The following is a 12576-nucleotide window of genomic DNA, read 5'->3' as shown; positions in this document are numbered from 1 at the left end:
GCCTCCTTTCCTCACACGACCCCGACGGTCGGGGTCGATGTCTGTGTGCTGTGCGGCTCACGCGCCGCCGCGCTCTGTCCGGCCACCAGCGAACGGCGCATCCGCTGTCGGGAGCGAAAGAGCTCCCGCCAGCCGCGGTCGGCGATGTGCACGACGACCGGCATCCGCGTCCCGGTGACGGCGTCCCACTCCTGCACGACCGCATCGGCGGCGGCGAGCACCTGCCCCAGGGCCGCGCCGGGGCGTGGAGTGACCACGAGGCCGAGAGCGATCTCGCGGCCGATCTTCCGGCTCGTCACCCGGGCGGCCAGCACGTCCGCTCGATCGGCGAGGGGGGCTGCGAGCAGCTGCTCCGCCACACTCCGGTCGACGGTGGTCGTGCCGCCCTCACCGGCGAGCCGGAGAAGGGTGCGCTCCCGCCGCGGCCTGCGGGTGAGCAGGAACGCGAGGAGGAGGACGACGAGCAGCACCGCGGCGGCGAGCCCCGCGAGCGCCCACAGCGGCACGAAGCCCGCACCGGGGATGTCGAGGCCCCAGGCCCCCGACCACGCCACGACACCGTCGGCCTGGGCGAGCACATCCTCGGCGGGGGCCGGAAGCGCCCCCGCGCCCCGCAGTCCCGCAGCGAGGAGGACGACGCCCCCGCCCAGAAGCATCGCGGCTCCTCCGAGGAGGACGATCCGGTTCGCGACGGTCCCTGCCGACGTCATGCGATCACTCCTTCCCGCGCCACCTGCACCCGCGGCGAGAGCCGGAATCCGGTCTCGTCCAGCACGCGCAGGGCCGCGTCTCCCGCGGCGGCCGCATCCACCGGGACCCCGCTCGTGGGCGTGACCCGGATCAGCACCGTGCGTCGTCCGACGGTCACGCGCACCTGGCCGCGTGGCACGCCGATCCGGCGCGCGGTGCCGTCGGCGATGGCGTCGGCGAGCACCCCGTCGTCGATCACGAGCGCGGCCCGTGCGGCGAGCCGCGTGCGACGGGCCCGCCGACCGGGAATCACGGCGAGTCCGAGGAGGAGCAGCGCCACGACCACGAGCACGGCCCCGGCGGCGATCATCACCGCAGGCGCCGCGGCGGAAGCCGTGACGGGCGTGAGCCATCCGGTGACCTGCGCGCGGAACCCCGCGTCGAGAGTCCCGGCGACCACCGCGCCCAGCAGAGCGAGGAGAAGCATCACGAGGACGACCGCGAGCGCGATCGCCGGGCCCCGGCGGGTCGCCCTCGCCTCTCGACGAAGCAGTCGCCGCGACGTCGTCGTGTTCGCCGTCATGCCACTCTCCTTTCTTCCTCACGCCGGACTCCGGTGAAACGCACGTCCACCGCTCCCACGCGGCGGGCCGCCAGCTCGCGCATCCCGCGGACGACCGCGTCGCGCACGGCGTCGGCGCGGACCGCCACGGGACCGCCCGCGCGGCTCCCCAGGACGACCGGGACCGCCACGGAGACTCGCAGGTCGCCGCGGCTGTCGGCGAGGTCGACGCTCGCGTCTCCCGTGCCGACTCCGGCGACATCGCGGACGATCCCCAGCGCGAGCCGATGCAGCGCCCGGGCCTCGACGACCGTGGCCCCCGCCACGGTCGTCGGCCCGTCCGTCACTGCGACGCTCATGAGGACGATCGCCGCCCGCGCACCACGTCGGCGAGCGCCCGCACGTCCAGGCGACCGTCGACGATGCGGCCGACGACCGCACCGACGAGCATCGCGAGGGTGACGAGCAGGAACGCCCAGAACCCCCAGACGATCCAGGTCAGCGCGAGCACCGTCGCCGCAGCTCCGCCGATCACCGAGGCGTTCACTGGACTCGCGCCTCCGGAGCCTCGTCGTCGTCCTCGGAGGGGATGTGCACGTCGTTGACGGTCACGTTCACCTCGGCGACCTCCATGCCCACCAGCTCCACCATGGCCCGGTGGATCGCGGCCCGCACCTGGTCGGCCACCTTCTGCAGGGACACGGGGTACTCCGCCACGATCGTCACGTCGACGGCCACCTGCGTCTCGCCGACCTCGACGCTGATCCCCTGCGCGAGGTCGGTCGTGTTGAGGGCGTCGCGGATGGCGCCCATCATGCGTGCGGCGCCGCCGCCGAGCGCGTAGACCCCGTCCACCTCTCGTGCCGCGATGCCGGCGATCTTCGCGACCACCGCATCCTCGATCGTGGTCTTCCCCGCCGCCCCCTGCGCCGCCGGAACGACCTGAGCCTTGGGCTGGGTGCCCCCAGTCACGTTCGCCATCTCGAGCTCCTTCATCCGTGTGACCACGCGGTTCCCGCGCGGGCCGTGTTCTCACGACACCACTAAGACGGTCGGGGAGCACAGAATGTCACAAACTTCTCCGAACGAATTTCGGCTCACCTCTCGGCGGCGACTCTCAGTGCACTCCAAGGTTCAGAGTGCAAAGTTGCACTTTATGAAGAACAGTGCAGAATCCACACGGGAGCAGCGCAAGCGTCGGACCACGCGCGCGCTCACCGAAGCCGCGCGCCGCTTGACCACCGAGCGGGGCTTCGCCGGCTTCACCGTCGAGGAGCTGTGCGCCGACGCCGGGGTCTCCCGGCGCACGTTCTTCAACTACTTCGAGAGCAAGGAGAACGCCGTCTTCGGCTTCGCCGTCATCGACTCCCGCCAGGAGGAGCTCGAAGCGGCCTTCCTCGACCGCGAGGGCGATCTCCTGGACGACTTCGTGCAGCTCACCATCGAGCGCTTCGCCCTCTTCGATCCCATCGAGCACGCCGCGGAGCTGTTCGCCGTCATCGAGCAGGAGCCGCGGTTGCTGCGGGCCGCCTTCGAGCAGCAGGAGAAGCACGAGCGCCGCGACATCGCCCTCGTGGCCCGCCGCATCGGCGCGGAGCCGGACGCGGAGCTGCGCGCGGAGGTGCTCGTCCACTCCGTCGGCGCGCTCGTGCGCCTGTGCATGGAGCAGCTGCTGCACCACCACTCCACCGAACCGTTCGCCGACCTCATCACCCGCCGGCTGCGCCTCGCGCGCGACCTCTACTCCCCTTCACAGAAAGCCCACTGATGTCCGCCACCGCCACCGCGGATGCGCCCTTCCTCCTGACGAAGCGCCGCATCTGGATCATCTTCAGCGCCCTGATCGCGGGCATGCTGCTCGCGAGCCTCGACCAGACGATCGTGTCGACCGCGATGCCCACCATCGTCGGCCAGCTCGGCGGCGTCGACCATCAGGTCTGGATCACCACGGCCTACCTGCTCGCCACCACCATCGTCATGCCCATCTACGGCAAGTTCGGCGACGTGCTGGGCAGGCGGTCGCTGTTCCTCGTCGCCATCGCCCTGTTCACGCTCGCCTCGGTCGGCTGCGCCTTCGCGTCGGACTTCTGGATGTTCGTCGTCTTCCGCGCCCTCCAGGGTCTCGGCGGCGGCGGGCTCATGATCCTCTCGCAGGCGATCATCGCCGACATCGTGCCGGCCAACGAGCGCGGCAAGTACATGGGCCCGCTCGGCGCGGTGTTCGGCCTCTCCGCGGTCGCCGGACCGCTCCTCGGCGGCTTCTTCGTCGACCACATGACCTGGCAGTGGGCGTTCTACATCAACATCCCGGTCGGCATCGCGGCGTTCCTCATCGCCCTCGTGGCGCTGAAGCTCCCCAGCAAGAAGGCGGAGAAGCCGATCGACATCCTCGGCGTGCTCTTCCTGTCCGCGGCCACGACGTGCCTCATCTTCTTCACCGACTTCGGCGGCGACGCCGCGTTCGGCTGGGATTCCCTGGCGACCTGGGCCTGGGGCGCCGGGCTCGTGGTGTCGGCGACGGCGTTCGTCATCACCGAGTCGCGCGTGCAGGACCCGATCATCCCGCTCAGCCTCTTCCGCAACCCGATCTTCGTGAACGCCACCGCGATCGGCCTCGTCCTCGGCATCGGCATGTTCGCGGCGATCGGCTTCGTCCCGACGTTCCTGCAGATGTCGTCCGGAACGTCCGCCGCCGCGTCCGGGCTGCTGATGATCCCGATGATGGTGGGCCTCATGGGGACCTCGATCTTCTCCGGCATCGCGATCTCGAAGACCGGGAAGTACAAGATCTACCCGATCCTCGGCACCATCATCACCGGCATCGCGATGGTCGCCATGACCACCCTGTCGGCGGAGACGCCGATCTGGCTGATCTGCGCGTTCCTGTTCGTCTTCGGCGCCGGGCTCGGCCTCATCATGCAGGTCGTCGTGCTCGTCGTGCAGAACGCCGTCCCGGCAGGCGAGATCGGCACCGCCACGAGCACGAACAACTACTTCCGCGAGGTCGGCGCCTCGCTGGGGACCGCGGTGTTCGGCACGATCTTCACCACGCGCCTGACCGAGAACCTCCTCGGGGTGTTCGCCGGCGCCGGGGCCTCGCCCGAGGCCGCATCCGAAGCCGCATCCACGATCGACCCCGCCACGCTGAACAGCCTGCCGGACGAGGTGCGCGACGGTATCGTCACGGCGTACGCGGACGCACTCGCCCCGGTGTTCTGGTACCTCGTGCCCTTCATCGCACTCGCCCTGATCCTGTCGCTCTTCCTCAAGCAGATCCCGCTGTCGGACCAGGCCGGGCTCGTGGCCCGCGGTGAGGCGATCAGCGGCGAGGAGGCCGAACGCCTGGAGGCCGAGCTCCGCGCCGGGGGGCGGGTCGACGAACGCGCGGACGCCGAGCCGGGAGAGACCGGCTCGGCGCCCCTGGGCAGGTAGCCCGCGCTAGGGGAGGTCGGCGACGTCGACGTCGTCGTCGTCCTCCCCGCCGCCCGTCGCCGGAAGCTCGTCGGGCTCGGGGTCGTGATCGGTGGTGACGAAGTCGGGGTCGACGCCGATGGCCTCGATCTCCTCCTGGTTGTCCTGGCTGTTCGACGTGTCGGACATGGCGCCTCCTGACGTTGGGGATCCGGACGGCCAGTCTCGGCGGGCGGGCTCCCAGGGCCGAGGGGGTTGACACGCGGCGTGTCGTCGAGCGCTTTCGCCGGGTGCGGCACGCAACCACCAGACTGGAGCAGTCCGCCCCTTCCCCCTCCGAGGAGCACCCGTGACCGACGCCGCACCGCACCGTTCCGCCTGGCAGCGCTTCTGGGATCGCGGAGGCTGGTGGCGCGCCCTCCTGCTCGCGGCCGTGTACTACGGTCTCTATCAGCTGCTCTCGCTGGCCTTCCTCCCGCTGGCCGCGCAGGTCGACGACCCGGCGAGTGCAGCCGGCGTCCTCGTCTACGACGTCCTGCCGATCCTCGTCGGTGGCCTCCTGCTGGTCGCGTTCATCGCCTCGGTCGGGTGGTGGCGACCGATCTTCGGGCGCCAGCCCATCCGGGGAGCGGGATGGATGTGGATCGCGATCGTCGCGGTCCTGCTGTTCAACGTCCTCCGCTTCCTCACGATCGAGCACGGCAGCGTCGGGGTGGACGTGGTGGCGACGTGGCTGCTCGCGGGACTCGTCATCGGCTTCGCGGAGGAGGTCCTCACCCGCGGCCTCGTCGTGAAGATGATGCGGGACGCGGGGGCGCGCGAACTCGTCGTCGCGGTGGTCTCTGCGGCGATCTTCGCCGGGCTGCACTCGGGGAACCTGCTAACCGGGCAGGACCTGTTCCCGACGCTCTTCCAGCTCGTGTACACCTTCGCATTCGGCATCTGCATGTACCTCGCGCTCCGCGTCACCCGGACCATCGTCGCCCCGATCCTCCTGCACGCCAGCACCGACCCGAGCATCTTCCTGCAGACGCTGCACCCCGCCGAGGGTGGGCTGACGGCGTTCGCGGCTCTGGGGAACATCGTGGTGGTCGTCGTGGGCCTCGTGCTGATGGTCTTCATCCGCGGGCGGGTCGGGGCCTCCCCGCGGGAACCGTTCGCCCCGCAGCGTTGACCACCCGGATCACATCGCACACCAGACCGCGTGGGTGCCGACGGCCGCGATCGCGAAGACCAGCACGGCCACTCGGTGCGCATCGCCGACGGCGAGCGCAACCTCGGAAGCGCCGATGAGGTCGTCGGCGATGCTGGCCACCGCCTTGCGGGACACGGCAGCATCGTCCGTGTCGGCCAGCCCGTCCGCGAGCCACCCCATGGCGAGTCGGAGGGACGTCGGTCCGACCTCGACCCCGAGGGGCACTGCCGGACAGCTCAGCACGTCAGCGACCGTCGCACGGCACCGATGGAGGCCGTCGAGCGCCCCGACGAGGGCGCCGGTCAGCAGCGCCCGCCCGTATCCTTCAGCGACCAGGACATCCCAGGAGTCTCTCGGCGCGAGCGCCTCGAGCCCGAGGCAGTGGCCGCGTCCCTCCGCGACCGCCTCGTCCAGGGCCCGCCGCGCGTCCCGGAACACGATGCTCGCACGGCGATCGGGCGCAGACACAGGAGACCTCGTCTCTCGATGCCCGCCATCTCGGTGGTCGGCCGTGTGGCCGACGCGTCACACACTCTAAGCCGCTCCGCGCGGGGCGAGGACGGTATCCCGGCACAGAGGTCGGGAACGACAAAACCCCCGGAAGCTTCCGGGGGTTTTCACAAGTAGCAGGAGCGGGGCTTGAACCCGCGACCTCACGATTATGAGTCGTGCGCTCTCACCAACTGAGCTACCCTGCCGCACGGCATCCGCATCGCAGATGCGAACTCCGAGCCCCGAGTCAGGATTGAACTGACGACCCCTTCCTTACCATGGAAGTGCTCTGCCACTGAGCTATCGGGGCGTGCTGCCCCTCGCGGGGCAACCACACGAGAATACCATCCTTGTGGCGTCCTCATGAAATCGAGACGGTCACTCCTCCGAGGTGAGCGACGTGCGTCCGGCGTTCTTCTTGAGCCACGGCATCGGGTCGATGGTCGTCCCGTTCACGATGAGCTCGAAGTGCAGGTGCGCCCCGTAGGAGCGGCCGGTGTTACCGGTCTTGCCGACGATGTCGCCGACCTTGACCTTGTCGCCCGCCTTCACCTGCAGCGAGCCGTACTGCATGTGCGAGTAGTGGCTCGTGATGACCGAGCCGTCGATGACGTGGTCGATGTAGACCGTGACACCGTAGGCGGCACCCTGCTCGGTCGCGATGCGGACGGTGCCGTCGGCGATCGCCTGGATGGGCGCACCGTTGCCCGGCACGAAGTCGATGCCCTCGTGGAGGCGGCCGCTGCGCATGCCGTAGCCGTAGCTCATACCCACGCCGACGAGGAACGGCCACTGGATGGCGGCGTCCGGGTCGTTCGTGAAGATCTCACCGGAGTAGTTGATGCCCTGCTCGGCGGCGACCTCGACGAGGGAGACCGTGCTGAAGTTGTCGGCGCGAGAGAGCGGCTCGTTCTGCACACCGGACGGCGCGACGAAGGCCTGGATCTCGTCGTCCGCCGAGCCTGCCGCATCGGCGGCGGCCGCGGTGACGAGGGACGTCGAGGCGAGCGATCCGCCCTGGGCGGCCGCGACGGCCTCCGCGGGCAGGGTCATGGACACGGCCAGGAGTCCGGCGAGCCCCATCGCGCCGACGGTGGCACCGGCGGCGAGGGTCTTGCGAATGCGGCGGGTGCGGCGAGGGCCGACGGCCGCGAGGCCGGCGGTGTCGATCTTCGGCGCGGCCTGCGATGCGGCGTTCGCAGTGAAAGTCGAACGGCGGGACGCCGACGGCGTCGGGATGGAGCCGGTCTCACGGAAGGCGCGGGAGGCGCGCTCGAAGGCGTCGCCCTCGGCGTCAGCCTCGGCGACGAAGGGCTCGGATGCCGGGGCGATGTCCTCGACCGGGACCGTGTCCTCGGACTTCTCGACGATCTCGGCGACGACGGGCACCGCGGGGACATCGGCGATGGCCGGTGCAGCCGCGGCGATGAAGGGCTCCTCGGGTGCGAGCGGCACCGGGGGCACCTCGGCCTGACGCTGACGCGCGGCGCGACGGGACAGGGGGATGACAGCAGCGAGGGCGATCACGGTCTCCGCGTCAGCGAGGGGTGCCGTCGACCCGCTCGCCGAGGCCTCGGAGGCCGCAGTGCGAGGGCGGCTGGACCGGCGCGTGGGCGCAGCGGCAGCCTGGGGGTTCTCGAAGGGCAAAGCTAATCTCTCGGTCGTTCGTGATGCTCGGGGGCGCAATGACAACTCTCACCTTCGGGTGGTGAAAGTAACGATCGGGTAAACACTACCCCGATCCTCCTGTGAAAGCCATGGATCGGTCAGGGTTTTTCCTCATCGAGGATATCCCGGAGTCGGTCGTGCACGGTCACGCCACCCGCGATCAGGAAGGGCCGCGGCGATTCCCGATCGATCCGGCTCACGCGCCCACCCGCTTCCTGGACGAGCAGGGCACCCGCCGCGTGATCCCACGGTTTGAGGCCGCGCTCGAAGTATCCGTCCAATCGGCCCGCCGCCACGTAGGCCAGGTCCAGGGCCGCCGATCCCATACGGCGGAGATCCCGGGCGATGGGCATCACCCGGCGGACCGTCGCGAGGTCGCCGTCGTGCGTCGCCGGGTCGTAGCCGAACCCGGTCGCCAGGAGTGCCCCGGCGTCGGTCACCGCGGTCACCGCGAGCCGGACGCCGTCCGACCAGGCACCGTGCCCGCGTGCCGCGGTGAAGGTCTCGCCCACAGCGGGCGCGTGCACGGCGGCGGCCAGCGCCACCCAGGCGTCAGGCTCCGGCGGACCGCTGACGGCCGCGATGCTCACGTTGTACGCGGGGATGCCGTAGGCGTAGTTCACCGTGCCGTCGATCGGGTCGACCACCCACGTGATGCCGCTGTCGCCGGTGGCCGCCCCCGACTCCTCACCGAGGAAGCCGTCCGCCGGCCGCGCCGCGCGCAGTCGCTCGCGGATGAGCGCCTCCACCTCGCGGTCCGCCTCGGTCACGATGTCGGCGAGCGTCGACTTGGTGGCCGCGAGCCGGACGCCCTCCCGGCGTCGGGTACGGGCCAGCGCACCCGCCTCCTCGGCGATCTCCGTCGCCAGCGCGCTGAGCTCGAGAGCGTCGATCACGGCGCCGGGTGCGAGGGTGCGGGCGGCGGCGGCGGGAAGGCCGGGGGCTCGCCCTGGGCGGGCGGAGCGGGCTGCGGCGGCGCCGGCTGCGCAGGTGCCGACGAGGGCGACGCCGGCTGCGGCGGCGCCGGCAGGTCGGGCGCGGGAGGCACAGGGCCAGGAGCGGGAGGCGCCGCGAAGTCCGGGAGGGCCGGAGCGGTGGGCGCCAGGGGCGGGGTCGCCACGGGGAACCCCGCGGCGGGCGCCTGACCCAGGGCCTGGGGAGCCGCCGAGGGGTACCCCGTGTAATAGGCGTTCCAGTCCGGGCTTCCGTCGGGAAGAGCCGGGAGCGGCGTGATCCCGTCGGCGTAGGTCGGCCAGGACGGTGCGGAAGCGACGGGCCGGGCGGCAGGAGCCTTCTTCGGCGCGAACAGGGCGTTGAGCAGCGGAATCAGCGTGGTGCCGACGGCGACGAGGATCGTGAGGGCGACGACGATGCGCCAGTACAGCTCGGTGTAGTCGAAGGTGTTGGGGAACGCGAGGAAGAAGACCAGCAGGGCGACGAGGGCGCCGAGGAAGACGATCGTCACGATGTGGATCACCTTCGTGAAGGTCGTGACGTGGCGCTGCGCGGCACGGGTGAAGAGCCGCACATGGAGCAGTGCGAGCTGCAGGATCCCGATCACGAGCAGCAGCTGGAAGAAGCGCTCCGCACCGAAGTAGAGCCCGTCTTCCGGGAGCCAGATCTTCACGAGGCCGACGAGGAGCGCGATGACCCACGTGACCATGCTCGCGAGCTGGAGCCAGTCCGGACGGTTCGTCGCGAGCCCCGCTTCGAGGATGGCGATCCCGGCGAAGGCGGCGAGCAGGAGGATCGTGAGGAAGGCGCGACCGATGAGGCCGTTCTGATCGCCGACCAGGACCCATACGACGCAGACCAGAGCCGCGGCGATGAGGGCGCCGATCGCGACCCACAGCGAGCCCCTGATGAGCAGCGACATGTTCTTCTTGTCACCCTGCGGCTGCAGCCGGGCGGTGTCCGGATGGGACATGGGGATCCTCTCGTCGAGCGGCGATGCCTTCATCCTGCCACGCGCGGGCCCGCTTGTTCCGGCTTCCCTCGAGTCCGAAGGAGATCGGGAACGGACCGCGATCTGGGGAGGAAGGGTCAGCCGGCCTTCTTCGCGGAAGCCGCCGCGAAGGCCGCGACCCGCGCCTGTGCGTCCGGGGTCTCCAGGGCGGCACCGATGGACCGGGCCTCTTCGCTCAACTGATCGGCGAAGGTGCGCTCCGGTTGCGACCGCACCAGCCGCTTGGCCTGGCCGTACGCGTCGGCGGCCCCGGCGAGCCAGAACCGCGCGACCTCCTCGGCCCGCGCACGGACCAGGCCGGCCTCCGTCCTGCCGTCCTCGCCCTCCACGACCTCGGCCACCAGCCCCCAGTCGAGGGCCTCCGCGGCCGTGAGCAGGCGGTCCTGCAGCACGAGCTGGAGGGCGCGGCGCTGACCCACGGCCCGCGCGAGCTGCGCCGACACGGAGAGGTCGGGAGTGAGGCCGATGTTCGCGTACAGGCTCCCGAGCTGCGACCGCGAGCCCACCACCGCGTAGTCCGTGGCAAGCAGGATGCCGAGTCCGCCACCGGCCGTCGTCCCGTGCGCCGCGGCGACCACGGGCACGCTCGACTCCGTGAGCGCGCGGATCCCGGTGTTGATGACCTCCGCCAGCGCGGTGATCTCCGCCCCGGACGACCCCATGGTCGTCGCCATGTCGATCACGTCACCGCCCGCGCAGAACGCCGGTCCCGCCGCGTCGATGAGGATGGCCTGCACGTCGTCGCGCGACGTCGCCTCGACGGTCGCATCCCGCCAGGCGTACGCCAGATCGGCGTTGAAGGCGTTGAGGCGGGTCGGACGGTTGAGCGTGAGCCGCGCCAGCCCCTCGTCGACGGCGAACAGGATGGCATCACTCATGGCTTCTCCTTCGAGCACAGGCGGATGCCTCCAGGCTAGTCGCGCTCAGGCGCCCTCCCAGACGCGCGCCACGAACCGCTCCATCCGTCGCCGGGTGCCATCGAGTCGGAAGTCGACCTGTCCCGCCGCCCGGATCTCGTTCGGTGCGAGCGGATGCGCCAGGCGCACATTCTCGTGGCAGGACAGATCGGCGCAGATGTAGGTGCCGACCGAGTCGCCGCGCTCCCCCGCCGCTCCCGTGCGCCGGGCGGCGAACAAGGCGACCTGGTTGCCCGGCTGCATCGTGTGACAGATGTTGCACATGCCCGAGCGCCCGCGCCCTGGTTCCGACGCCCGCAGCACCACGCCGACCACACGCCCCTCGTGCGGGACGAGGACGTAGCCGCGCTTGCCGGCACTCGGGTCGCGCCAGGCGAAGAAGTCGAGGTAGTCCCAGTCCACGAGGAGGAAGTCGTGCGGCATCTCCATGACGCGCAGCTCGTCGGCGTCCGCGTTCACGAACGAGGCCCGGACGTCGGCTTCGGTGAGAGGTCGCATCGCTCCAGTCTAGGAACTCGGCGCGCAGGTGAGGCCGAGAACGGGAGAAGCCCCCGCGAGCGGGGGCTTCCGTGGTGGCGAGTGAGGGATTCGAACCCCCGAAGTCGAAGACGGCTGATTTACAGTCAGATCCCTTTGGCCACTTGGGTAACTCGCCAGAGCGCACCCGTCCGACTTGAACAGCCAACCGGGGGCACGAAGAACAATCATACCTGCCGGATGCGGGCGCGAGAAATCGAGGCGTCAGCTTCCGTACACGCCGCGGTCGGCGGCGGCGAGCGACTCCGGTGTGCGCAGCAGCCCGCCCTCGGCGCGGCAGGTCGCAGCGGCCACGTCCATCGCGCGCTCGAGCAGGGCCGACCATCCCTCGGCCGCCTTCGGGGCCCCGTCCACCAGTCCGGCGGCGACGGCGGCCAGCGTCGCATCCCCCGCTCCCACGGTGTCGACCACCCGACCAGGGAGCGCCGAGATCGGGGCCGAAACCGACCCGGCGACCGACTCGAGCACGGCCCCGTCCGCTCCGGCCGTCGCGAGCACCGCCGCGACGCCGAGGCCCCGGAGCCGCGCGCGCAGGGCGTCGAGGTCGCCGTCATAGAGCACGGCGGCGTCGTCGGCGCCGACCTTCACCAGGTCCGCCCGCGCCGCCAGCCGCTCGAAGCCGCGGACGAACTCCTCGCGGTCGGACAGCATGCCGGTGCGCGGGTTCGGGTCGATCGCCAGCCGCGCGCCCTCCACCGCGGCGGCGAGGGCGTCGACCTCGGCCGGGACATCGAAGGGGAAGCAGCTCACGGCGACGATGTCCGCCTCGGCGATGGCCGCCCTCGCCTCGTGGGCGTACCGGATCGTGCGCTCCTGGGCCGCGCGGTTGAAGACATAGCTCGGCTCGCCGTTCGCGGCCCGCGTGACGACGGCCCGCGACGACCCGTGCGGTGCCGCGCTCGCGATCAGCCGCACGCCGTGATCGGCCAGATACTCGCGGATGTGCGCGCCGGCGACATCCTCCCCCACCATCGCGATGAGCGTCGTGGGGATTCCGAGCCGGCGCAGCCCCACCGCGACGTTCAGGGCGGCTCCGCCGACGAACTCGCGGACGCCGGCCTCATCCCGGATCTCGTCGATCAGGGCGTCTCCGATGACGACGGCCGCGCCGCCGGGGGAAGTCTCAGTGGTCACTCGC

General features: G+C 71.0%; 16 protein-coding genes and 3 tRNA genes. 3 read left to right on the top strand and 16 right to left on the bottom strand.

Translation table 11 applies throughout. The annotated features are described in order from the left end of the window. Positions 1–11: 11 nt before the first annotated feature. From AUV07_RS10030 to AUV07_RS10010, 5 genes are read right to left on the bottom strand one after another with little or no spacing between them, the layout of a single operon-like run. Entirely contained in the window at positions 12–710 is a 699-nt protein-coding gene (locus AUV07_RS10030; protein WP_062635760.1) for a hypothetical protein, read from the bottom strand. Beyond that, a complete protein-coding gene (locus AUV07_RS10025) occupies positions 707–1273 on the bottom strand; it encodes a hypothetical protein (RefSeq protein ID WP_062635759.1) in 567 nt (188 codons plus the stop codon). The genes AUV07_RS10030 and AUV07_RS10025 overlap by 4 nt, the downstream gene beginning before the upstream one ends. After that, complete coding sequence (locus tag AUV07_RS10020; protein WP_062635757.1) at positions 1270–1611, bottom strand: hypothetical protein; 342 nt, start codon at positions 1609–1611, stop codon at positions 1270–1272. Before AUV07_RS10020 ends, AUV07_RS10025 begins: the two co-directional genes overlap by 4 nt. After that, positions 1608–1799 carry a DUF2273 domain-containing protein gene (locus tag AUV07_RS10015; RefSeq protein WP_025104398.1) on the bottom strand — a complete coding sequence of 64 codons (192 nt, stop codon included), beginning with the start codon at positions 1797–1799 and terminating at the stop codon, positions 1608–1610. Before AUV07_RS10015 ends, AUV07_RS10020 begins: the two co-directional genes overlap by 4 nt. Next, a complete protein-coding gene (locus tag AUV07_RS10010) occupies positions 1796–2233 on the bottom strand; it encodes an Asp23/Gls24 family envelope stress response protein (protein ID WP_082802921.1) in 438 nt (145 codons plus the stop codon). The genes AUV07_RS10015 and AUV07_RS10010 overlap by 4 nt, the downstream gene beginning before the upstream one ends. Positions 2234–2408: 175 nt before the next feature. Between AUV07_RS10010 and AUV07_RS10005 the strand changes: the two genes are divergently transcribed. Together AUV07_RS10005 and AUV07_RS10000 are read left to right on the top strand one after the other, a co-directional pair. Continuing rightward, positions 2409–3020 carry a TetR family transcriptional regulator gene (locus AUV07_RS10005; protein ID WP_062635755.1) on the top strand — a complete coding sequence of 204 codons (612 nt, stop codon included), beginning with the start codon at positions 2409–2411 and terminating at the stop codon, positions 3018–3020. Then, the gene (locus AUV07_RS10000) at positions 3020–4684 is read left to right on the top strand and encodes an MDR family MFS transporter (protein ID WP_062635753.1); all 1665 of its coding nucleotides are present in this window, start codon (positions 3020–3022) and stop codon (positions 4682–4684) included. Before AUV07_RS10005 ends, AUV07_RS10000 begins: the two co-directional genes overlap by 1 nt. A gap of 6 nt (positions 4685–4690) precedes the next feature. Here AUV07_RS10000 and AUV07_RS17620 read toward each other — a convergent pair whose 3' ends face one another. Further along, positions 4691–4852, bottom strand: a complete 162-nt coding sequence (locus AUV07_RS17620) for a hypothetical protein (RefSeq protein ID WP_157524002.1) — start codon at positions 4850–4852, stop codon at positions 4691–4693. 160 nt (positions 4853–5012) lie between these two features. Here AUV07_RS17620 and AUV07_RS09995 point away from each other — a divergent pair, with 160 nt between their 5' ends. After that, the gene (locus AUV07_RS09995) at positions 5013–5837 is read left to right on the top strand and encodes a CPBP family intramembrane glutamic endopeptidase (protein ID WP_062635751.1); all 825 of its coding nucleotides are present in this window, start codon (positions 5013–5015) and stop codon (positions 5835–5837) included. Positions 5838–5846: 9 nt separating this feature from the next. Here AUV07_RS09995 and AUV07_RS09990 read toward each other — a convergent pair whose 3' ends face one another. The 10 genes from AUV07_RS09990 to AUV07_RS09945 all read right to left on the bottom strand — a co-directional run bounded on the left by AUV07_RS09990 (position 5847) and on the right by AUV07_RS09945 (position 12572). After that, positions 5847–6326: a hypothetical protein gene (locus tag AUV07_RS09990; RefSeq protein WP_062635749.1), complete on the bottom strand. Its 480-nt coding sequence runs from the start codon at positions 6324–6326 to the stop codon at positions 5847–5849. 156 nt (positions 6327–6482) lie between these two features. Continuing rightward, positions 6483–6556 (bottom strand) — tRNA-Met (locus AUV07_RS09985). Between the two features lie 32 nt (positions 6557–6588). Further along, positions 6589–6660: transfer RNA gene (locus AUV07_RS09980), tRNA-Thr, on the bottom strand. Between the two features lie 68 nt (positions 6661–6728). After that, positions 6729–7997 (bottom strand): M23 family metallopeptidase, encoded by a 1269-nt coding sequence (locus AUV07_RS09975; RefSeq protein ID WP_062635747.1) that lies wholly within the window; start codon positions 7995–7997, stop codon positions 6729–6731. A 119-nt stretch (positions 7998–8116) separates the two neighbouring features. Continuing rightward, the gene (locus tag AUV07_RS09970; protein WP_062636069.1) at positions 8117–8911 is read right to left on the bottom strand and encodes an inositol monophosphatase family protein; all 795 of its coding nucleotides are present in this window, start codon (positions 8909–8911) and stop codon (positions 8117–8119) included. Then, positions 8911–9945, bottom strand: a complete 1035-nt coding sequence (locus AUV07_RS09965) for a hypothetical protein (RefSeq protein WP_157524000.1) — start codon at positions 9943–9945, stop codon at positions 8911–8913. The genes AUV07_RS09970 and AUV07_RS09965 overlap by 1 nt, the downstream gene beginning before the upstream one ends. Before the next feature lie 116 nt (positions 9946–10061). Next, a complete protein-coding gene (locus tag AUV07_RS09960; protein WP_062635745.1) occupies positions 10062–10862 on the bottom strand; it encodes an enoyl-CoA hydratase/isomerase family protein in 801 nt (266 codons plus the stop codon). A 45-nt stretch (positions 10863–10907) separates the two neighbouring features. Beyond that, a complete protein-coding gene (locus AUV07_RS09955) occupies positions 10908–11399 on the bottom strand; it encodes an FBP domain-containing protein (RefSeq protein WP_062635743.1) in 492 nt (163 codons plus the stop codon). 72 nt (positions 11400–11471) lie between these two features. Further along, positions 11472–11556: transfer RNA gene (locus AUV07_RS09950), tRNA-Tyr, on the bottom strand. An 86-nt stretch (positions 11557–11642) separates the two neighbouring features. Further along, the gene (locus AUV07_RS09945) at positions 11643–12572 is read right to left on the bottom strand and encodes a PfkB family carbohydrate kinase (RefSeq protein WP_062635741.1); all 930 of its coding nucleotides are present in this window, start codon (positions 12570–12572) and stop codon (positions 11643–11645) included. Positions 12573–12576 lie beyond the last annotated feature (4 nt).

It is taken from the genome of Microbacterium sp. CH1, from assembly GCF_001595495.1.
In the GTDB taxonomy this organism is placed as follows: Bacteria; Actinomycetota; Actinomycetes; order Actinomycetales; family Microbacteriaceae; genus Microbacterium.
The sequence above is the reverse complement of the archived record's forward strand: the minus strand, read 5'-3'. Positions and strand labels throughout refer to the sequence as shown.